This is a genomic window from Vibrio sp. ED004, from assembly GCF_023206395.1.
Classification (GTDB): Bacteria; Pseudomonadota; Gammaproteobacteria; order Enterobacterales; family Vibrionaceae; genus Vibrio.
Genome location: NZ_CP066149.1, coordinates 1,976,900 through 1,997,172 on the forward strand (window position 1 = coordinate 1,976,900; position 20,273 = coordinate 1,997,172).

Below are 20,273 nucleotides of genomic sequence, written 5' to 3' on the forward strand. Positions count from 1 at the left end.
AGGAAGTAGTTTAATGCGCGTATTAATTACAGGTTGTTATGGTCAAGTGGGCTCTTGCTTAACTCAGCAGTTGGTCAATAACGGAAATATCACAGTACGCGGTTTGGATAGAGAGCATCTGGATATTACTAGTCAAGAAGCTGTCAATGTTGCGGTTACTGAGTTTAAGCCTACTATCATTATCAATGCCGCAGCTCATACGGCAGTTGATAAGGCTGAAGAGGAAGTCGACCTTTCTTATGCGATAAATCGCGATGGCCCTAAATACTTAGCGCAAGCGGCACAAAGTGTTGGTGCTGCAATACTGCATATCTCGACCGATTATGTCTTTGAAGGCAATAAAGCCGGTGAGTATGGGGAAACGGATACGACAAACCCGCAAGGCATTTATGGTAAAAGCAAGCTCGCCGGTGAAATTGCCGTGGCGCAAGCGTGTGATAAACACATTATTCTTCGTACTGCATGGGTGTTTGGTGAGAGCGGCAACAATTTCGTGAAAACCATGCTGCGTTTAGGTGCAAACAGAGACGCATTGAGTATTGTCGGTGACCAGTTTGGTGGGCCGACGTATGCGGGTGATATTGCGGGGGCATTGATTCAAATAGCCAAATGCATCACTCAGGGGGATGCGATGGATTATGGTGTTTACCATTACTCGGGTTTGCCACATGTCAGTTGGTTTGACTTTGCTGATGCTATTTTTGATGTAGCGGCTGAGCAAGGAGTGCTAGCGAAGAAGCCGAGCTTAACAAGCATCACCACCGACCAATACCCAACCCCTGCAAAGCGCCCAAGTAACTCTCGATTGAGTAACGAGAAAATCATTCAAGGTTTCTCTGTTGAAGCGAGTGACTGGAAGGCGGCATTAAACAATATTCAAGCGTATACAGGATAGTAAAATGAAAGTAATAGATACCCGTATCCCTGATGTGAAAATTATAGAGCCAAGCGTATTTGGTGATGAGCGCGGTTTCTTTATGGAAACTTGGAATCAAAAGAAATTTGAAGAGTTAGTGACGGGCAAACCGACTCAATTTGTGAAAGATAACCACTCTAAGTCTAAGCAAGGGATTTTACGAGGGTTGCACTACCAAACAGAAAACACACAAGGAAAATTAGTTCGAGTTGTTTCTGGTGAAGTCTTTGATGTGGCTGTTGATGTTCGAAAAGACTCACCTACATTTGGTAAATGGGTTGGTGTTTATTTGTCTGCTGAAAACAAACGTCAACTGTGGGTTCCTGAAGGCTTTGCGCATGGCTTTTATGTGACAAGTGAGGAAGCTGATTTTATCTATAAATGCACCGACTATTATAAGCCTGATGCGGAAATGACGATATCTTGGGATGATGATGAGCTTAATATAGCTTGGCCTTTAACAGGCAAACCCAATGTTAGTTCAAAAGATGCGCAAGGTATCGGGCTAGGTAAATGTCGATTGTTGTTAACTTCTAATTGACTTTGTAACCGTTAATACTAGTTTTGGATGTTTAAGTGAAAAGAAATATTAAAAGTATAATTCAACTTTTAGGGTTGGATGAATTTAGGCAATATTACCAATTAAAAAGGCAAATTATTAAACGAGTTAGAAGTGAAAATGATGAAAAATTTAAAAAAATAAAACTATACGAAAACTATCATAAAGAAGTGGTTTTTGTACATATTCCAAAAGCTGCCGGAATGTCTGTCGTCGACACATTGTATAATGTCAAGAAATCATGTCATGCAACCTCTTCAGATTATCTATTTAAGAATGACCTTCTTTTTAACCAATTATTTATATTTACTATAGTTAGAAACCCATATGATAGGCTACACTCTGCTTATAATTATTTGGTTCTTGGTGGGATGAATGTTATCGATAAAGTTTGGTTTGATTTGTATATCTCTAAATATGAAAATTTTGAAGATTTCATTGTTAACGGTGGATTACAATATGCAATTAATTGTGGGGCCGAGCACTTTATTCCCCAACATGAATTTGTCTATTATCAAGGATTAAATCTTTGTGATTATGTAGGCAGGCTTGAAACACTAAGTGAAGTTGAAAACAAACTTTCTGATAAGCTTGATAGAACGATCTCATTCTCAAAGAAAAATGTTTCTTCTACCAAAATAAATAGTGAAGAAAGTAATATTTATAGTAGAGAAATGCTTGATAAAGTCAATTTGTTATATATGAAAGACTTTGAATTGTTTAACTATGAAAAGAAATAAAATCTACGGTTAAGTTTCTAAAGTAATTAAGAGGAATCATGTACGAAACTGCTATATTAGTTGTGTTATATAATAAAGAAATTACTATTAGTAAGACGTTAACGTCGTTACTTAGTACTAATATGAAATACAACAATACAAAATTAGTGATATGGAACAATGGTTCTGATTACTTAAGTAATAGAACGATTGATGCTTTTCGTGTGAAAGGTTTTGATACTGAAATCAAAGAGACAATCTATAACGAATCGTTAGCAGTCATATATAATAATTTTATCGATGACTTTCCTTCAAAAAAATACATACTCCTAGATGATGATTCTAGTTTGAATGAAAAATATTTAGGGGCATCTCTATTATGTGATGATAACCAAATAGCGATGCCGATCATCTATTCTCGAGGAAAAGTTAGAGCACCTACTATTGATGGTATGCCATACAATAAAGATACAGTAATACATGAATCTAGTAATATAATGACTATTGGTAGTGGTTTGGTTATAGGTAACGAAGTGATAAATAGATTAAAAATTGATTATCTTAAAGCTTTTGATGAGCGATTTTTTTTATACTGCGTTGACACAAGTTTTTGTTTAAGAATTTCTAGTGTAGGATTAATAGGAAACATAAAGGTAATTGATGGTTTTCAACATTCTCTATCACGTTTAGAGAAAGAGTCTAGTGAATTAAATAAATTTAGGCGTAAAGAAAGAAGTTACGGTATTGGACTGCAACAACGTTACTACTTTCCGATATTTCAGTCTTCGGTATATATAGCAAAAGTTATAGTAGTTACAATTAAATCTATGTTAACTAAGCAGGAAAGAGTCGTAAATATTAGGCACTTAATAGGGGCGTATCTGTTGGGTAAGCACTATAGAAATTGCAATAGTTAAATTGTGATATTTTTAGACTTATGTGGATTTCGATATTATCTGATGTTTGATTATCTCAGATACTAAGGTGACTTATCTTGTTTTACATATCATACCTCTCCATATCTTTATTTGTATTGGTCGTAGGCTTTATATTTAAAAATAACTCTAATAGATTCGAATGGATAATATATGTTATCTGTTTCTTCACAGTTGTTATATTAAATAACTTTGGTGTTATCAACGAAAACTGGCCAGCATTTCATCCAGCCGATGAATCATATTTTTATAATACTAGCTTAAGTTTAAAGGATGATATTGAAAATGGCCATGATTTCATTGAGGCATTATTAGCTACAACTTGGAACTATAAGTATTACGGATTTATTGTATTTGATTATGTTTCTATATATGGTGCTCATGCTTCGGAAGAAGCACATAAGCTCTCTATAGCAATATCCTTGAGTTCAATCTATTTATTGTTTCTCAGATACATTATAAGTAAGCGGGAAGTATATATAGAACATGTACGCTATATACTTTTACCAGTACTCCTCTATATGTGCACATTAAACTACAGGGATGGCTTTGTATCTATTCTTATCTTTTTCATATTCAAGTCTATTTATGATAGAAAGTTGATAGGTTTGATCTTGAGCATAGGTCTTTTGGCATTTTTTAGAGTTGAGTTTATTCAGTTATTAACAATAGCATTTATAGCTAGTCTCTTGATATCGATGACTAACCTTAGAATGCTTATGCTGTCCGTTTTTACTCTGTTTTTTACCGTACTCCTAATTCTATTTAATGGTAAAGCTAGCTTCGATGTCGGTAGTTTTATTTATATACCGTTATCGTTTAACGGTGTTTCTTTAATTCATGACTTATTTAATTACTATGCAGGAGAGCATTATTATCAAGGAAATTTAGTAATGTTGTTTTTGACAGTTCTAGTCTCCTTGGCTTTCTTTATTTTTAAAACATTCACAATAATTTTATTTTGTAGGAGTTATGATTTATATAGTTTCAAAGAAAGAGTAATAACAAATACTTTCGTTATCTTTTATGTTATTAGTCTACTAATATATAACTTTCTACTTAATGGGTTTCAAGATCGAATCAAGGTTGCATTTGTTGGTGCGATAGTCTTTGTATTAAGTATGTTGGGAGAAAAATATACAATAAACAACAATAAATTTTTTATAATTATATCGATAATGATGACCTTATTCGTTTTAATAAGAAACGTACGATGGATTTTCTAAAATGAAAAGTATTTTATTTGTAAACACTCAATTTTCAACTACTAAATCTAATTTATTACACTCACAGTTATTTTCCAAGGCAAAAGAAATTAACAAACTAGGTGTAACGATACATTATTTTGGATGTGATTACCCAAATAATAACGATGAGACGAAATTTCTGAAGGAAAAGTATAATTTTGAAAATTCAAGTGTGATTGAAACTTTGCCGAAGGGGGGAGTATTAAAGTTATTTATGAACTCCATTCGGTTAAGAAGTAACTTTAGAGAATTTATAAAAGAAAATCATATTGATATTGTTTACTTTAGAAATATATTTGACTACTTAATTTATAGCAAAGCCGCATCAGAAGAAGGAATTAGAACTTTATACGACTCAAGATCATTGTTGTTTTCTGAAGTTCGTATGAAGGGAAAGTTAGGACTCCCTTTTAGCTATATAATTAGTCTACTAGAAAAAAGAGCGATACAAAATTCCGATTATTTATTTACAGTGTCGAATAAAATGAGTAATTGGATTAAGAGGAATTGGTCTAGGGAAAGTGATTTTACTATACCATGTACGTGTGATGCTGAAAATTTTTCTTTTGATAATGATTTCAGAAGTAAAATAAGAAGTCAGTTGAAATGGAATGAAAGTAACGTTATAGCTTATTGTGGAGGAACTAGTGCTTGGCAACGTATAGATGAGATCCTCAGGTTATTTAACGAACTCTATAAAAGAAATTCGAATTATAAGTTTTTGATTATAACTCGAGATACCGAAGTGATATTAGATAAGCTTAAACAAATTGATTTGCCAGAGAGTAGTTATTATGTAATTTTCTCTGAACATTATATGGTTAATAAATGGCTATCTGTCGCTGATGCATCAATCGTTATGAGAGAAAAAACTTTAGTTAATGAGGTAGCATCACCGATAAAGATAGGAGAATATCTATGTTTAGGCCTTCCTGTTATATGCACTGACGGAATAGGCGATTATTCCAATTTGATATATGAAAATAATGCCGGTTGTATTATAGGTGATAAAGCCGAATTTAGTGAAAAATGCTTAACAATAAAAACTATGTTTGAAGATCTAAAAGGAGCGCAAATTAAGGCTCAGGAATTATCAAAATTGTTTACAAAAGATGTCGAATCAAAAATTTGGGCAGCTTTTATTAACCAGGAGAGATTATGACCCCTAATTTTTTGTACCAACTGAGTCATAAATTAGAGAATCTCTCCATTCCTATAATACCTAAATTATTGACTTATATGATAAGGCTCATTTTCTCCGCGTATATCCCGAGTGGATCAAAAATTGGAAAAGACATAGTGTTTGGTTATGGAGGTCTAGGAATTGTTATCCATAAAAATGCGGTGTTGGGGTCAGGTTGTCATTTATCGCAAAATGTAACAATTGGCGGTACGAGTAAAAAAGAAGGAGTACCAATTATTGGCAACGATGTTTATATAGGTGCTGGTGCTGTTGTTATCGGGCCTGTAACGATCGGAGATAACGTTGTTATAGGTGCAAATTCTGTTGTCGTAAATGATATAGAAAGCAATTCACTTGTGGTTGGCATTCCAGCTAAAGTAATCAAATCAGGAATATTAAAGTCTGATTATGTTTAAGTAATAAATAAAATTATAGATATCTCAAACATTATGAATAACAGAAATACTCTATTGCGATAAGGAACGCTATGAATTTTTTTGGAGACGTTAATCTACCTACATTTAACAAGGAAAAAACTAATATTCCTAGGCATATACTTAGTAATAACAATATATTTAATTTTGAAAGTGTTTGTGTAGAAGAACAGAAAGCGAGTACTCGCGGTATAGCGCTAAGCTCGAATCAAGAGTCAGTTGAGAAGTTCTGTAGTCTCGGATTTAATATAGCCGGTCTTGCAAATAATCATATTAGTGATTTTGATGACTCTATATCGGAAACTATTAAGTTTTTAGGTTTAAATAATATTAGAAACTTTGGTGCGGGTTCAAACATTTCAGAAGCAAGTCGTTATATTAGAGTAGAGGAACAAGATGAAGAGTATTATGTGATCGGCGCTGGTTGGGATGTTATTGGATGTCAGTATGCTGATAAAAAAAGGGCAGGAATAAATCCTTACTCTAGTCAAGAGTTGAAGCAGTCTGTCTGTGAAATATTAAAAATAAATAACAATGCTAAAATCTTCTGTTTTTTGCACTATAACTATGAGTTTGAAGAGTATCCTCAGCCAGCAGATCGAAAATTATTTCATGAGTTAATAGATATGGGAGTCGAGGGTATAATAGGTCATCATTCGCATGTTGTAGGACCTTATGAGTCGTATAACGGGAAATATATATTCTATAGCTTGGGAAATTTTTTCATGCCCCAAGTTGTGACTAGAGGCTATAATGTTGTCTACCCTGAGAGAGCTTATGAAGGGATTAGCGTTGAGTATTTAAATAATAAAGTTAAAATACATTGGTATAAAAATATCGATGACTATATCGAATACTATAAGACTGAAGACATTGAAAATACAACGCTCGTCAACCTAACACGAAAAGTAGGAACAGATAATTATCTGAACTGGTTTTCTAAGAACAGAATTAAATCAAAACTTCTTCCTATTTTTAAAGACTACGATAAAAGTAATTTATTTAATTCAAACTTTGTAAAGTTTAGAAACTTCACGATAAACATGGCCGTTAAATTTAGGGTAAAAAGATGAAATTGCACGTAGTAGGTGGATTGCCTGGCCCACTCGGGGGAACAACTGTTTTATTTGATCAATTAGTTCGGGATCTCCAGAAAGATGATTCTATAGAGTTATTTATTAGTGACACCTGTTCAATAATGAATCAAGGGTTAATTTTTAAACTAAGATTTTTGTTGCTCGCAATAATTTATACAATAAAGTCGGACGTAACTTCTGTTCATGTTAGCTCTAGCGGATCTATTACAATAGCTCCACTACTTTTATTTATCTCAAAAATATTAAATAGAAAATATTCTTTTCGTATGTTTGGTGGGGTTTACGACCAATTTTATATGAGTTCAAATAAGCCTATTAGGCTAATCATTGGATTTATACTAAATAAAAGTGATTTGGTATATTTCGAAACTCATAAACTGACAAAATATTTTAGGGATATTTTCCCACATTCAAAAATTCAACAATACAGTAATTCCAGACCTTCTAGTAAAATTAACGCTAGAGTAAATATTAACGAGAATTATGTATATTTAGGTGCGATAAAAAAAACAAAAGGTGTTTTCGATATAATAGAAGCTTCAAAGTTCTACCCTAATGTTACTTTTGACTTTTACGGCCCAATTCTTGATGATGATTTTATAGACTCTATATCATGTATAAGTAACTGCAATTACAAGGGGGTAGTTGAACCTAATGAAATTATCAAAGTATTAGCTAGTTATAAAGCACTATTGTTACCAACATATCATTTTGGTGAGGGATACCCTGGTGTAATTATTGAAGCGTATTCAATTGGACTCCCGGTTATAGCAAGTAACTGGCAATGTATCCCTGAAATTGTTCTGGATGGCAAAACAGGATTTCTAATTAACACAAAAGACATAGCATCATTAAGAGACGCTATAGATAATTTATCAGAACTTCCGCCTGAAAATTTATCCAAAATAAGCAGGCATTGTATTTCTTTTTTTAATAAAGAATTTAACTCGACTATGTTGAGCAAAAAGTTTAAAGATCAAATTAATCTATTAGTTAATGGGAGTGATACGCCGTGAAATTATCGACATTAAGGAAAATATACAAGGCGATACCAAGCAAATACTTAAGTCCAGTAACTAATATTCCGTTTTCCGTATTTTGCGGTGCTGAATACAGAAAACAAATTTCACTACTCGAATCCTATCCAAAGCTCAGCAGTAACTTGAAACAAAAGTTACAGGATGATTTAACTATAGATTACTTAAGCGAAAGTATTATTCACACTCGTTTTTATCGAGACTTTGCAAAGAAAAATCGTATAAAAAGAATAACATCAAAAGAACAGTTGCTTGAATTCCCGATAATTGGTAAAGAGCAACTGGAAAGTGACTTGGACTGGTTTATTGATGATAGATATCGTAACAAAAGTTTTTTCGTTAGTACTGGAGGCACGACAGGGAAGCAAACAAGACTCTTAATGTCAAATAGTGCATTTTCTAAAGAATGGGCATTTGTTAATGATTATTTATCTTCTGAGGGAGTTGACATCAACTCTAGGAGAATTTGTTTAAGAGGGTCTGATGGGATAAGTAGCGATAAATTAATTGGATACAATCATTTATATAAAGAAATAATGATTTCGCCGTTTAGACTTAATCAACAGAATCTAAAATATCATATAAATGAAATTATTGAATATAAACCAAAATGGATTCACGGATATCCGTCTTCTGTAAGCGAGTTTGGGAATGCTCTATCTGAAATTGATATAGATACGTCAATAATTACAAATATACTTTTAGTTTCAGAAAGATTGATGCCACAACAAGAATTATCAATAAAAAAACAGTTTCCAAATTGTAAGATATCAACGTTTTACGGAATGACTGAGCGTGTGATTTTTGCTCCTTCGGAGAATGGATCTCTAATCCCACATCCATTGTACGGTGTTACTGAAGAAATTGATGGACAACTTGTTGGTACAGGATTTATTAATAAAGCAACTCGTTTAATACGCTATTGCACAGGCGATACAGCCGAGGTAGTTAAGTCCTCAGATGGTTTTGTTGAGTCAATTACAAATGTTACCGGACGTTGGGGCAAGGAGCAGCTAAAAGGAAAAAGTGGTGTTAATATATCAATGACGGCATTGAATATTCATTCAAACATATTAGAAAATGTCGTTAAGTACCAATTTTTTCAGGAGAACTATGGTGAGTGCGTTCTTTTAATACAACCCGGTCATGGTTTTAAACCGGGTGAAGAGTTCAAAATAGCATCTGAATTCCAAAATAAAACGGGTAGCGAGCTTATAGTTAAGCCTAAAATCGTAAAAGATATCCCACTAACTAAAAGAGGAAAACATCAGTTTATTAAAACGAACTGTGTTTAGCTTAAATTGATAGTTTTCTTCGAATTTTAAGTATAGGCGAGAATAAAGTATGTCGGTATGACACTCTTACATAAGAGAACTTATATTTTTTAGAACCACGTATGTCTTATCAAAAATCTTTCAAACGCTAATTATATTTTAGTGTTTTATAGTTTTTGTTTATAATTATATTAATTTAAAATGATAATGATATTTTGTTTTTAAATTATTACTAGATATTAAAAGCAGATGACTAAATTTAATAGAGAAAATAGTTTTGTAAAGGCTTTTGTCGGTACGGCAGGAGTGCAAATATTTGCGAAGGGAATCAGTCTTGTGGCAGGTATTATATTTGCCCGAGCCTTAGGCCCAGAAGATTTTGGACGCTATGGTTTAGCCGTTTCAGTTATCACAGTTGCAGTTTTACCTAGTATCGCCGGCCTGCCTTCTTTGATTGTTAGAGAAATAGCGCGTTACCGAATCGATAATAAACTTACAGAAGTTAAAGGAATGATTGTTTGGTCAAATAGGCATGTGATATCTATGTCTGTTCTAAGTATTGTTTGCACTTATCTCCTCGTTTATGCCGAAATTTGGACTGATTTTGTTGGAAGTATCATTATTTCTGCTTTGATTCTAATTCCACTGAAAGGTTACCTATCAAATCAATCTGCAATAATCAATGCTTTCCAACGGCCTGAGTTAGCACAATTACCGACACAAGTAATAGCCCCAGTTTTGTCTCTATTTATTGTATTGTTTCTTTATTTTAATTCTGGTACTACTTTATCACCACATATTCTTATCTATATTCAAATATTTACTCATACAAGTGCAGTGGTGTTTAGTTTTTTTTTGTTGCGATTAATTGTAAAAAAGGAAATTAATGAATTAACTCCGGTTTTTGACTCTAGTCGATGGAGGAAATCTTTGCTCCCGTTTAGTCTATTAATGATAATTAGCACTTTAAATAATGAGTTGGCAACAGTTCTACTTGGATTTTTGGGAACTGAAGAAGGTATAGCTTATTTTAGAGTGGCGTTAGTCGGTACAACACTACTATCGTTAGGACTTAATTCAGTAAATTCAGTCTCAGGGCCTAAAATTGCAGGGATGTACAAGAAGGGAGATCTAGTTGGCACGCAAGAAATACTTTTAAAGAGCGTGAGAATTAGCTGTGCTTGCACCGTTCCTTTTGTGATTTTATTTCTATTTTTTGGAGAGTTTTTTATTGTCTTATTGTTTGGCGAGCAATATAGATCGGCGGGTACTCTACTTTCTATACTTTGCATTGGTCAGTTATTCAATTGCGCGTTGGGTTCAGTAGGTTTAGTTTTGAATATGACGGGCAACGAGAATTATACATTAAGAACGCAATTGGTAACTTTATTTTTGACAATAACCCTTTTAGTGATTTTTATACCGATATACAATGCAATTGGAGCGGCAATCGCCGTGTCAACGTCCCTGATTTGTTGGAATTTAATAATGGCGTTTAACGTTTATAGACTAACAGGTTTAAAAACTTGGCTTAGATTTGTTCGAGGTTAGCGTTTATTCAAGACTTTGAAATATTTCGGTGTTATGAATGACTTCTACTTGTGGTATTTTGAATTGTTACATTGATCAAAAAAACCTTATTATTAATTAAATTTTGAATATATAGGCTGTTATATTGAAATATCTAGGGTTAAGAGAGATTTTTTAATATTTTATACGCTTATTTAATAATTAGCGATTGTTTATATAATGTTACGATCGTGTTCTGAGAGCGTTTTATTAGTAAAAATGATTATAAAGTATTTTTAGTTCTTAAATAGTTAACGATTACTTTATTGTCTGTTTACTTTATATATGTATTTCATGAATTAAGTTTATAGGCCAAAAGGCACAAGTATTTAGAGTGCACACTACATACATTTAAATATGAATAGAATATTAAATCTTTATCACACAATTAAATATCTTAAACCTATTCAGTTGAAAAATAGAGTTTCAAGAAAGCTATCTAAAGTAAGTCTTAGGGATCTGTTTATAGAACTTAATAGCACTACAACTTGTTGGCAGCCCTTTGCAGTTTTACCATCATGCTATCAAGGTAGTAGACAGTTTAAGTTCCTGAACGTGGTAGATGTTGTTAGTGACTGGAATGATAAGAATAAAGCTAAACTTTGGCTTTATAATCTTCATTATTTTGACGATTTAAATCAACTTGGGTGGCAAGACCGGACTGATATTCATACAGGCCTTATTGATACTTGGATTGCACAGAATCCTCCTATGATGGGTAATGGTTGGGAGCCTTACACAATCTCACTTCGTTCCGTTAATTGGATAAAGTGGTTTTTATCAGGAAATGAGCCTAAATCAGAGTGGGTATCGAGTCTCTCTCTTCAAGTTCAGGCACTTGACCAACAGTTAGAATACCATTTACTTGGGAACCATCTATTTGCTAACGCAAAAGGATTAGTGTTTGCCGGTTGTTTTTTCAAAGGGAAGGATGCTAAAGCATGGTTAAAGCGAGGTCTGGCGATTTTAGAAAAGGAGGTTCCTGAACAAATCTTAGCTGATGGCGGTAATTTTGAATTGACTCCAATGTATCACAACACCATATTGGCTGATATACTCGATTTGTATCACCTGAGTCTTGTTTATCCTGATTTAATTCCGAGTGAAATTCAGAGTGCCTGGTATGAGTACATTTTGAAAATGTTCAAATGGGCAGAGCAGATGGAACATCCTGATGGCGATATTTCATTCTTTAATGACTCTGCATTTGGCATCGCACCGAGACTGAAAAGCCTAAAAGAATATGCCGAAATATTGAACATCGAACTAGCTCCCCCCATTGGTGAGCAGGTTACTTTGTTAAAGGATAGTGGTTACGTAGTTGCAAAAGTGAACGAGATAAAGCTTATCACTGATGTAGCCAAGGTAGGTCCAGATTATATCCCTGGCCATGCCCATGCAGACACACTTTCATTTGAGTTCAGTATTGGTAATCAGAGAGTTTTTGTGAACAGTGGTACTTCTATTTACGGACTGGGAGAAGAAAGACTCAGGCAGCGTAAAACCGAAACTCACAACACAGTAGTGGTTGATGGTGAAGACTCTTCAGAAGTGTGGAGTGGTTTCCGAGTTGCGAGGCGTGCTTATCCGAGTAACGTTGAAATTAAGGTTAACGAACAGACCGTTAGTGTCGAATGTTCGCATGACGGTTACATGCGCTTACCCGGAAAGGTGATACATACCCGTAATTGGCAGTTAACTCCTGAAAGCTTAGTGGTCTCAGACTCACTAACAGGTAAGTTTAATGATGCACAGGCACATTATCACTTGCATCCAGATATACAAGTTTTGAATGATGACGAACTCATCATCCAACTACCGGATAACAGAAAGTACGGCGTTAAAGTAGAGGGCGGTGATACCGTTATACTTGATTCCACATGGCATCCAGAATTTGGCCTATCGGTCGCCAATAAAAAGCTCCTAGTAGATTTTAAGCAGAATGAAGTGACCTTTGTTCTTGAACGGATAACCTAATGCACATTCTATTTTTGACAGATAACTTCCCTCCAGAAGGAAATGCTCCAGCGACAAGAACATACGAGCATGCAATTCGTTGGGTTAACGCTGGTCATAAAGTCACAGTGATTACCTGTGCGCCTAATTTTCCTGAAGGACAGCTCTTCGAGGGCTTTAAGAACTCTTGGTATCAAACTCATTACTTAGATGGGATCAAAGTAGTTCGAGTTAAAACATACATTACTGCGAACGAAGGGTTTGTAAAACGCATCCTAGATTACATGTCGTTTATGGTGACGAGTTTCTTTGCGGGATTGTTTCAGAAAAAGGCAGATGTAATCGTAGCGACGTCACCACAGTTTTTCTGTGCGTGTGCAGGATGGGCTTTATCTGCGGTCAGAGGAAAGCCATTTGTGTTTGAGCTCCGTGATATTTGGCCAGCTTCTATAACTGCAGTCGGTGCGATGAAGGAGAGCTTCGCTATTCGTATACTCGAGAAAATCGAATTGTTTCTGTATCGCAGAGCCGACTCAATTGTTTCAGTGACTAACGCATTTAAGAAAGAACTCATTGAACGTGGCATTGATGGTGAAAAAATTGATGTCGTTCTAAATGGCGTGGATTTGTCCAAATATGAACCGTCCAAGACTAAAGACAACTCGCTTGCTGAGCAATACGATTTGGAAGGAAAATTTGTTGTTGGCTATGTCGGCACTCATGGCATGGCACATGGTCTTGAACATATCGTTGATGTTGCAGAGTGCTTGAAGGGTCATGATGATATTAGAGTTGTATTCGCCGGTGGAGGCGCTGCTCGTCAAAAGGTAGTTGACCTAGTAAGGGAAAAGAACCTTTCTAATGTGGTGCTTATTGAGCGACAGCCTAAAGAAATGATGCCTAAAGTATGGTCTCTTTGCGACGTTTCATTGGTCCCTTTGGTGAATAGCGATTTGTTTAGGACAGTGATTCCATCAAAGATATTTGAATGTATGGGTATGGGAATACCAACAGTTATGAGCGTGCCAGAGGGTGAGGCTACTGCAATTATACGTGGCACCAACTCGGGCTTAGTTGTAGAAAGTGAAAATGCCGAACAAATCACTGATGCAGTGCTTAAGTTATATTCGGATAAAGAGCTTTATCAGAATATACGTCAATGTAGTATTGAATCTGCTCCAAAGTTTAGCCGAGACATAATGGCTGGAGATATGGTCTCTATTTTTCTAAAGCAAAACGTTGGTTAACGAGTTATCTAGTTTGGTTGGGGAAGTTCAGAATGTGAACTGTCGATTACCATGTTGGAAATCTAAATATTTTTGTGTTGAACGTGTGTATTTTTGATGTTGGGCCTGAATTCAGATAATAGGTGTGACACTTCATGGGGAGATGAAAGCCTCAAGTGGAAAGGAGAAAGGAGAAAGGAGAAAGTTGAGAGGGTAATTGTTTAGGTTTTTTAATTGTTTGGGGAATGGGTTTTGTTAGAGTGGGTTGTTAGTCCGGCGATGCAGGTGCTTGTTTTATTCATTGCGACTATCTTTGGGTTAATCCGTTTTCAAGCGCACTCAGAAAAAGTGTTTGGCATTCTTTTACTTGCGTTGTTCACGACCTCATTAGTGAGCACTGAGCAAGTCATCTCAAGTTTTTCAAACAAAGGATTGCTTACCCTGATGTTATTGATGATTTGTTCAGTGGCATTAGAGAAAACGAAACTCTTACGGATGATTACTAACTACGTCATCGGACCTAACTACCGCTTAACGTGGTTGCGGCTCTATGGATTGACGACATTTTCATCGGCAATATTGAATAACACAGCCGTTGTATCAACGATGCTTGCGCCGATTCGCAACAACCCTCATCACAAGGCCAGTAAACTGCTGCTTCCGTTGTCTTATGCCGCCATACTCGGTGGAACATTGACCCTAGTTGGCACCTCTACCAATCTTATTGTGAACAGTTTGGTGATTGACTTTGGTCTACCCAGCCTAAAGTTTTTTGATTTTACCGCCGTTGGCATTTGTTTAGTGTTGGGCTGTGGCGTATTGCTTTACATACTCAGTCCATTTTTGCCTGAACGCGGAAAGAGCCATGTGCAAATTCGTGACTACATTATTGATACTGAAGTGTCGGCTGAATCTGATTTGGTCGGTAAAACCGTCGAACAAAATGGACTTAGGCATCTAGAGTCTTTGTTCTTGGTAGAAATACTGCGTGATGGACGTTTGATATCCCCAGTGACGCCTGCCGAGGTGATTCAACCAAACGACCGCTTGCTGTTCAGTGGGGATGTGAAAAAGGTCACGATACTTACTCAGTTTGACGGACTGTCGTTATTTGCCAGTGACAGTGGCTTGCCACTAGACAACTTATCTGAAGTGGTTATTCGCCCCGAGAGTCATTTGATTGGTAAAACGCTGAAACATGCAGGTTTTCGCGCATTATTTGACGCTGCAGTGGTGGCAATTAAACGAGATGGCGAAGCGTTATCAGGCAAACTGGGAGAAGTGAAACTGCAAACAGGCGATTACTTGGTGTTAGCTGTAGGTGAAGATTACGCCTCTCGCAACAACATAGCGAAGAACTTTTTTCTATTGAACGAAGTGAAAACTGAGCATTGCCTCGATGGGTGGAAAGAGAAGCTCGCCATTGGCGGTTTTCTTGGTGCGATTTTATTGGCCGCAACAGGTATCGTATCGCTATTTAAGGTGATGTTGATCCTACTTGGTTTATTACTACTGACTGGCTGCCTAAGTGCGAACGAGGTTCTTCAGCGCATACCAAAGGGTGTTTGGCTGATTATTTCTTCTGCATTGCTGCTATCTCAAGCGCTCACTAATACTGGTGCTTTGAATGGCGTAGAAGCCCTCGTTCACTCGTATGATTACTTGTTTACGCCATTTATTGGGTTAGTGGTAGTTTATTTGTTGTCTTGGATTATGACTGAACTTGTTACTAACAATGCAGCGGCCGCACTGGTGTTCCCTATTGGTATTGAGCTAGCATCTAGTTTGTCGGTGAACCCACAAGCGTATATTCTCGCAATAGCGTTTGGTGCAAGCGCAAGCTTTATCAGCCCATATGGGTATCAAACCAACTTGATGGTGTTTAACGCAGGGCAATATAAGCTGCAAGATTTTGTTAAGGTAGGAGTCCCAATGTGCCTGCTTTATGGCGTGATTGTATTAACCGCAATCCCTGCCTTTATTGGATTGTAAATTAAGGATTTTTTAAAAGTGAAGATTTCTCAAGAACGTATGACTCACCTAAAGCAATTAGAAGCGGAATCTATTCATATTATGCGTGAGGTAGCGGCCGAGTTTGATAACCCTGTGATGCTGTACTCGGTGGGTAAGGACTCTTCTGTGATGCTACATCTAGCGCAAAAAGCGTTTGCTCCCGCTATTCCACCCTTTCCGCTTATGCACGTAGACACCACGTGGAAATTCAAAGAAATGATCGAGTTCCGTGACTACATGGCCGAAAAAGTCGGCATGAAGCTGATTGTACATCAAAACCCAGAAGGGGTTGAGATGGACATCAACCCATTTGTGCATGGTAGTTCACTACATACCGACATCATGAAAACGCAAGGCTTAAAGCAAGCGCTAGATAAGCACGGCTTTGATGCAGCCTTTGGTGGCGCACGTCGTGACGAAGAGAAGTCTCGGGCTAAAGAGCGAGTGTACTCCTTCCGTGATGAGCACCACCGTTGGGACCCGAAAAACCAACGTCCTGAATTATGGAACGTGTACAACGGTAAAGTCAACAAAGGTGAGAGCATCCGCGTTTTCCCTTTGTCAAACTGGACTGAACTGGATATCTGGCAATATATCTACCTAGAGAACATCGAAATCCCAGGCTTGTACCTTGCCGCGAAGCGCCCTGTGATTGAGCGTGACGGTATGCTTATTATGAAAGACGATGAGCGAATGGAAGTGAAAGATGGTGAAGTGATTGAAGAGAAGATGGTGCGTTTCCGTACTCTTGGCTGCTACCCGCTAACGGGCGCCGTAGAGTCTGAAGCGGCCACGCTTCCAGAGATTATTCAAGAGATGCTCCTCACTACCACTTCTGAGCGTCAAGGTCGCGCCATTGACCATGATTCTTCTGGCTCGATGGAGAAGAAGAAACGTGAAGGGTACTTCTAAGCCGTTATGATGACTCCTTATCAACGTAAAGACCACGACTCAGTATCAGCTGATGTGGTGTGGCACAACTCGACGGTGAGTCACGCAGACCGTGTAGCTCTTAAAAAGCAACAGTCTGTATGCTTGTGGTTCACAGGCCTCAGTGGCTCAGGTAAATCCACCGTGGCCAATGCGGTGGAGAGCAAACTGATGCAAATGGGTAAACACAGCTATCTTCTTGATGGTGACAACGTACGCCATGGTCTGAATAAAGACTTGGGTTTTTCAGACGTCGACCGAGTTGAAAACATTCGCCGAATTGGTGAAGTTGCAAAGCTTTTTGTTGATGCCGGTAATATCGTGCTAACCGCTTTTATTTCTCCATTCATTTCAGACCGCGAGCAAGTACGTGCATTAATGGATGAAGGTGAGTTTTTAGAAGTGTTTGTTGATACACCACTTGAGGTGTGCGAAGCGCGCGACCCTAAAGGTTTGTACAAAAAGGCACGTGCCGGTGAGATTAAACACTTCACGGGTATTGACTCTGAATATCAAGCCCCATTAAATCCAGAGATTCATATTCACACGGCAGAGCTAAGCGTTGAAGCGTGTGCAGACTTCGTAGTGAGTGAATTGGAAAAACTGGGCTACCTAATATTAGACAAAGCAGCAAAGGAGCATAACTAATGCACTTTGATGTATTTAATGGTGATGCGGATGGCATCATTGCGCTGATTCAACTAAGACTGGCTGAGCCTAAAGTGTCCACTCTGATTACCGGCGTGAAGCGTGATATCAAACTGCTTAAGCAAGTCGATACGACAATAGCGACATCAGTGACTGCACTTGATATTTCGATGGAGAAGAACACCACTGAGCTAGAAGCGGTATTAGCTAAAGGCATTGAGGTATTTTACTGTGACCATCACCGCGCTGGTGATATCCCAGATTCAGCATTCTTAGACACATTGATTAATCTCGATGCAGAAACGTGTACTAGCTTACTTATCAATGAACGCTTAAATGGACGCTTTGCGAAATGGGCGATAGCGGCGGCTTTTGGTGACAATATGTTTACCGCCGCAGAAAAGCTGGCTGCTGAAATCGGCCTGTCAGATATTGACACTGAGTTCTTAAAAGAGCTCGGCACCTTAATCAACTATAACGGTTATGGTGCAACACTGAATGATTTACACATAGCGCCTGCTGAGCTCTATCAGCAACTGGTTCAGTTTGAAGACCCATTGGCGCTTCGTTATGGCAGCAATTCTGCGTACCATATATTAAAAGCAGGTTACGCCCAAGACCATGCAAAAGTTCTGGCTGTTGAAGCCTCTCACCGTGATGCACAATGCAAAGTGTTTGAGCTGCCTTGTGAAGCTTGGGCAAGGCGCATTAGCGGCGTGTTTGGTAACGAACTGGCAAACCAAAACCCTGAGCTTGCGCATGCAGTCTTAACGCTCAATGCTAATCAACAAGATTACACGGTGAGTGTACGCGCGCCTCTGAATAATCGCGTTGGTGCCGATGAGATTTGTGCCTCGTTTCCTACCGGTGGCGGTCGTAAAGCCGCAGCAGGGGTGAACGCACTATTGACAGAAGATAAAGCGAAGTTTATCGGCGTCCTGTCGAATTTCTATACGCAATAACGAATTGAACTGCTCTGGGCATAAACATCCAGAGCGTGAGAGGACAAGATCCTCTCACTCTCAATCATATTTATAGGGCAGTGATGCCCAAGAAGAACATTAGGAGAATGGCATGTCTCATAGCTCTGAGCTAATCGCATCGGATATTGAAGGGTATCTGAAAGTACATGAAAACAAAGATCTGCTGCGATTTTTAACGTGTGGCAACGTAGATGATGGTAAGTCGACTCTGATTGGACGTCTGCTTTACGATTCAAAGCTGATTTACGAAGACCAAATGGCGGCGATTGAGAAAGACTCTCAAAAGTTCAACACCACGGACGAAGCGTTTGACCTAGCATTGCTAGTTGATGGCCTGCAATCTGAGCGTGAGCAAGGCATTACTATCGATGTGGCATACCGTTACTTCTCAACTGACAAGCGCAAGTTCATCATTGCAGATACTCCTGGACACGAGCAGTATACTCGTAACATGGTAACAGGCGCGTCAACATGTGAGTTGGCGATTGTTATGGTAGACGCACGTTACGGTATTCAAACGCAAACTCGTCGTCATAGCTACATCTGCAGTTTATTGGGCATTAAGCATATTATTGTGGCTATCAATAAGATGGACTTGATGAACTACAGCCAAGAGGTGTATCAGAAGATTAAAGCAGATTACCGTGAGATGGCGAAGAACTTCAACATCGACGACATTCGTTTTGTGCCTATCTCTGCTCTTAAGGGGGACAATGTGGTCACACCAAGCGAAGCGATGGACTGGTACCCGGGTGCTACGCTGATGAAGTTGCTTGAGACAGTGAAAATCGACCAAGACAAAGACTTGGAACACATGCGCTTTCCAGTGCAGTATGTAAATCGCCCGAACCTGAATTTCCGCGGTTTCTGCGGCACTCTAGCCTCTGGTCTTGTTCAAGTTGGTGATGAAGTTACGGCACTACCATCAGGTAAACAATCCCGTATCAAGTCTATCTACACCTTTGACGGTGAACTTGAAACCGCACGTCCTGGTCAAGCGATTACTATAACGCTTGAAGATGAGATCGATGTGTCACGTGGCGACATGATTGTACACAACGGTCATGAGCCAAATGTGACTAACAAAGTGCAAGCGCACGTGGTGTGGATGGATGAAAACCCAATGCGCACGCACAAAGAGTATACATTTAAGTTTGCGACCAAATCGTGTGCGGGCAAAGTTACGGCAATCCCACATAAGATCGATGTGAATACGCTAAATCAACACGCAGAAAACAGTAACTCTTTGGAACTGAATGAAATCGCACTATCAGAGATTTCATTGACTGATAAGATTGCCGTAGATACTTATAAAGCTTTGCCGCAAACCGGTGCGTTCATTGTGATTGACCGCCACACCAATGTGACAGTTGGTGCCGGTATGGTTGAAACTGTGATTGATGGAAATGAAGAGCAAGGTCGTGTGTATTCTCAAGCAGAAAAAGACTTGAATGCGTATGTACGTAAGCACTTCCCTGAATGGGGGTGTACTGAAATTTAATAGTAGTATGTAGTTTGACCTTGTTTACGATGAGAACCTTAGAAGG

The 20,273-nt window shown here is 37.8% G+C and carries 17 protein-coding genes; all 17 read left to right on the forward strand.

Annotated features, from left to right (window positions below):
- Nucleotides 1-13 precede the first annotated feature (13 nt).
- Nucleotides 14-895 carry a dTDP-4-dehydrorhamnose reductase gene (rfbD, locus tag ITG10_RS08940; RefSeq protein ID WP_248386337.1) on the forward strand — a complete coding sequence of 294 codons (882 nt, stop codon included), beginning with the start codon at nt 14-16 and terminating at the stop codon, nt 893-895.
- A 4-nt stretch (nt 896-899) separates the two neighbouring features.
- On the forward strand, nt 900-1,457 hold the full coding sequence (gene rfbC / locus ITG10_RS08945; protein ID WP_248386338.1) for a dTDP-4-dehydrorhamnose 3,5-epimerase: 558 nt from the start codon (nt 900-902) through the stop codon (nt 1,455-1,457).
- Nucleotides 1,458-1,492: 35 nt separating this feature from the next.
- The gene (locus ITG10_RS08950) at nt 1,493-2,215 is read left to right on the forward strand and encodes a sulfotransferase family 2 domain-containing protein (RefSeq protein ID WP_248386339.1); all 723 of its coding nucleotides are present in this window, start codon (nt 1,493-1,495) and stop codon (nt 2,213-2,215) included.
- A gap of 38 nt (nt 2,216-2,253) precedes the next feature.
- Nucleotides 2,254-3,111, forward strand: coding sequence for a hypothetical protein (locus ITG10_RS08955; protein ID WP_248386340.1), 858 nt, complete (start codon nt 2,254-2,256; stop codon nt 3,109-3,111).
- Between the two features lie 1,245 nt (nt 3,112-4,356).
- The gene (locus ITG10_RS08960; protein ID WP_248386341.1) at nt 4,357-5,538 is read left to right on the forward strand and encodes a glycosyltransferase; all 1,182 of its coding nucleotides are present in this window, start codon (nt 4,357-4,359) and stop codon (nt 5,536-5,538) included.
- The gene (locus tag ITG10_RS08965) at nt 5,535-5,975 is read left to right on the forward strand and encodes a DapH/DapD/GlmU-related protein (RefSeq protein ID WP_248386342.1); all 441 of its coding nucleotides are present in this window, start codon (nt 5,535-5,537) and stop codon (nt 5,973-5,975) included. The genes ITG10_RS08960 and ITG10_RS08965 overlap by 4 nt, the downstream gene beginning before the upstream one ends.
- A gap of 71 nt (nt 5,976-6,046) precedes the next feature.
- On the forward strand, nt 6,047-7,066 hold the full coding sequence (locus tag ITG10_RS08970) for a CapA family protein (protein WP_248386343.1): 1,020 nt from the start codon (nt 6,047-6,049) through the stop codon (nt 7,064-7,066).
- Nucleotides 7,063-8,106, forward strand: a complete 1,044-nt coding sequence (locus ITG10_RS08975) for a glycosyltransferase (protein ID WP_248386344.1) — start codon at nt 7,063-7,065, stop codon at nt 8,104-8,106. Before ITG10_RS08970 ends, ITG10_RS08975 begins: the two co-directional genes overlap by 4 nt.
- Nucleotides 8,103-9,422 (forward strand): hypothetical protein, encoded by a 1,320-nt coding sequence (locus ITG10_RS08980; protein WP_248386345.1) that lies wholly within the window; start codon nt 8,103-8,105, stop codon nt 9,420-9,422. Before ITG10_RS08975 ends, ITG10_RS08980 begins: the two co-directional genes overlap by 4 nt.
- 228 nt (nt 9,423-9,650) lie before the next feature.
- Nucleotides 9,651-10,952 (forward strand): flippase, encoded by a 1,302-nt coding sequence (locus tag ITG10_RS08985; protein ID WP_248386346.1) that lies wholly within the window; start codon nt 9,651-9,653, stop codon nt 10,950-10,952.
- A gap of 375 nt (nt 10,953-11,327) precedes the next feature.
- Nucleotides 11,328-12,947 carry a heparinase II/III family protein gene (locus ITG10_RS08990; RefSeq protein ID WP_248386347.1) on the forward strand — a complete coding sequence of 540 codons (1,620 nt, stop codon included), beginning with the start codon at nt 11,328-11,330 and terminating at the stop codon, nt 12,945-12,947.
- Complete coding sequence (locus ITG10_RS08995; protein WP_248386348.1) at nt 12,947-14,173, forward strand: glycosyltransferase family 4 protein; 1,227 nt, start codon at nt 12,947-12,949, stop codon at nt 14,171-14,173. The genes ITG10_RS08990 and ITG10_RS08995 overlap by 1 nt, the downstream gene beginning before the upstream one ends.
- 231 nt (nt 14,174-14,404) lie before the next feature.
- Entirely contained in the window at nt 14,405-16,144 is a 1,740-nt protein-coding gene (locus ITG10_RS09000; RefSeq protein ID WP_248386349.1) for an SLC13 family permease, read from the forward strand.
- Between the two features lie 24 nt (nt 16,145-16,168).
- Nucleotides 16,169-17,077 carry a sulfate adenylyltransferase subunit CysD gene (cysD, locus tag ITG10_RS09005; protein ID WP_248386828.1) on the forward strand — a complete coding sequence of 303 codons (909 nt, stop codon included), beginning with the start codon at nt 16,169-16,171 and terminating at the stop codon, nt 17,075-17,077.
- 6 nt (nt 17,078-17,083) lie between these two features.
- Nucleotides 17,084-17,743: an adenylyl-sulfate kinase gene (gene cysC / locus ITG10_RS09010; protein WP_248386350.1), complete on the forward strand. Its 660-nt coding sequence runs from the start codon at nt 17,084-17,086 to the stop codon at nt 17,741-17,743.
- Complete coding sequence (locus ITG10_RS09015; protein ID WP_248386351.1) at nt 17,743-18,705, forward strand: DHH family phosphoesterase; 963 nt, start codon at nt 17,743-17,745, stop codon at nt 18,703-18,705. The genes cysC and ITG10_RS09015 overlap by 1 nt, the downstream gene beginning before the upstream one ends.
- Before the next feature lie 112 nt (nt 18,706-18,817).
- Entirely contained in the window at nt 18,818-20,227 is a 1,410-nt protein-coding gene (gene cysN, locus ITG10_RS09020; RefSeq protein ID WP_248386352.1) for a sulfate adenylyltransferase subunit CysN, read from the forward strand.
- Nucleotides 20,228-20,273: the final 46 nt, after the last annotated feature.

What these genes read in the sequence shown, in the direction of transcription:
- rfbD (WP_248386337.1), top strand. Translation starts at nt 14, where the DNA reads ATGCGCGTATTAATTACAGGTTGTTATGGTCAAGTGGGCTCTTGCTTA.
- rfbC (WP_248386338.1), top strand. Translation starts at nt 900, where the DNA reads ATGAAAGTAATAGATACCCGTATCCCTGATGTGAAAATTATAGAGCCA.
- ITG10_RS08955 (WP_248386340.1), top strand. Translation starts at nt 2,254, where the DNA reads ATGTACGAAACTGCTATATTAGTTGTGTTATATAATAAAGAAATTACT.
- ITG10_RS08960 (WP_248386341.1), top strand. Translation starts at nt 4,357, where the DNA reads ATGAAAAGTATTTTATTTGTAAACACTCAATTTTCAACTACTAAATCT.
- ITG10_RS08965 (WP_248386342.1), top strand. Translation starts at nt 5,535, where the DNA reads ATGACCCCTAATTTTTTGTACCAACTGAGTCATAAATTAGAGAATCTC.
- ITG10_RS08970 (WP_248386343.1), top strand. Translation starts at nt 6,047, where the DNA reads ATGAATTTTTTTGGAGACGTTAATCTACCTACATTTAACAAGGAAAAA.
- ITG10_RS08975 (WP_248386344.1), top strand. Translation starts at nt 7,063, where the DNA reads ATGAAATTGCACGTAGTAGGTGGATTGCCTGGCCCACTCGGGGGAACA.
- ITG10_RS08985 (WP_248386346.1), top strand. Translation starts at nt 9,651, where the DNA reads ATGACTAAATTTAATAGAGAAAATAGTTTTGTAAAGGCTTTTGTCGGT.
- ITG10_RS08990 (WP_248386347.1), top strand. Translation starts at nt 11,328, where the DNA reads ATGAATAGAATATTAAATCTTTATCACACAATTAAATATCTTAAACCT.
- ITG10_RS08995 (WP_248386348.1), top strand. Translation starts at nt 12,947, where the DNA reads ATGCACATTCTATTTTTGACAGATAACTTCCCTCCAGAAGGAAATGCT.
- cysC (WP_248386350.1), top strand. Translation starts at nt 17,084, where the DNA reads ATGATGACTCCTTATCAACGTAAAGACCACGACTCAGTATCAGCTGAT.
- ITG10_RS09015 (WP_248386351.1), top strand. Translation starts at nt 17,743, where the DNA reads ATGCACTTTGATGTATTTAATGGTGATGCGGATGGCATCATTGCGCTG.
- cysN (WP_248386352.1), top strand. Translation starts at nt 18,818, where the DNA reads ATGTCTCATAGCTCTGAGCTAATCGCATCGGATATTGAAGGGTATCTG.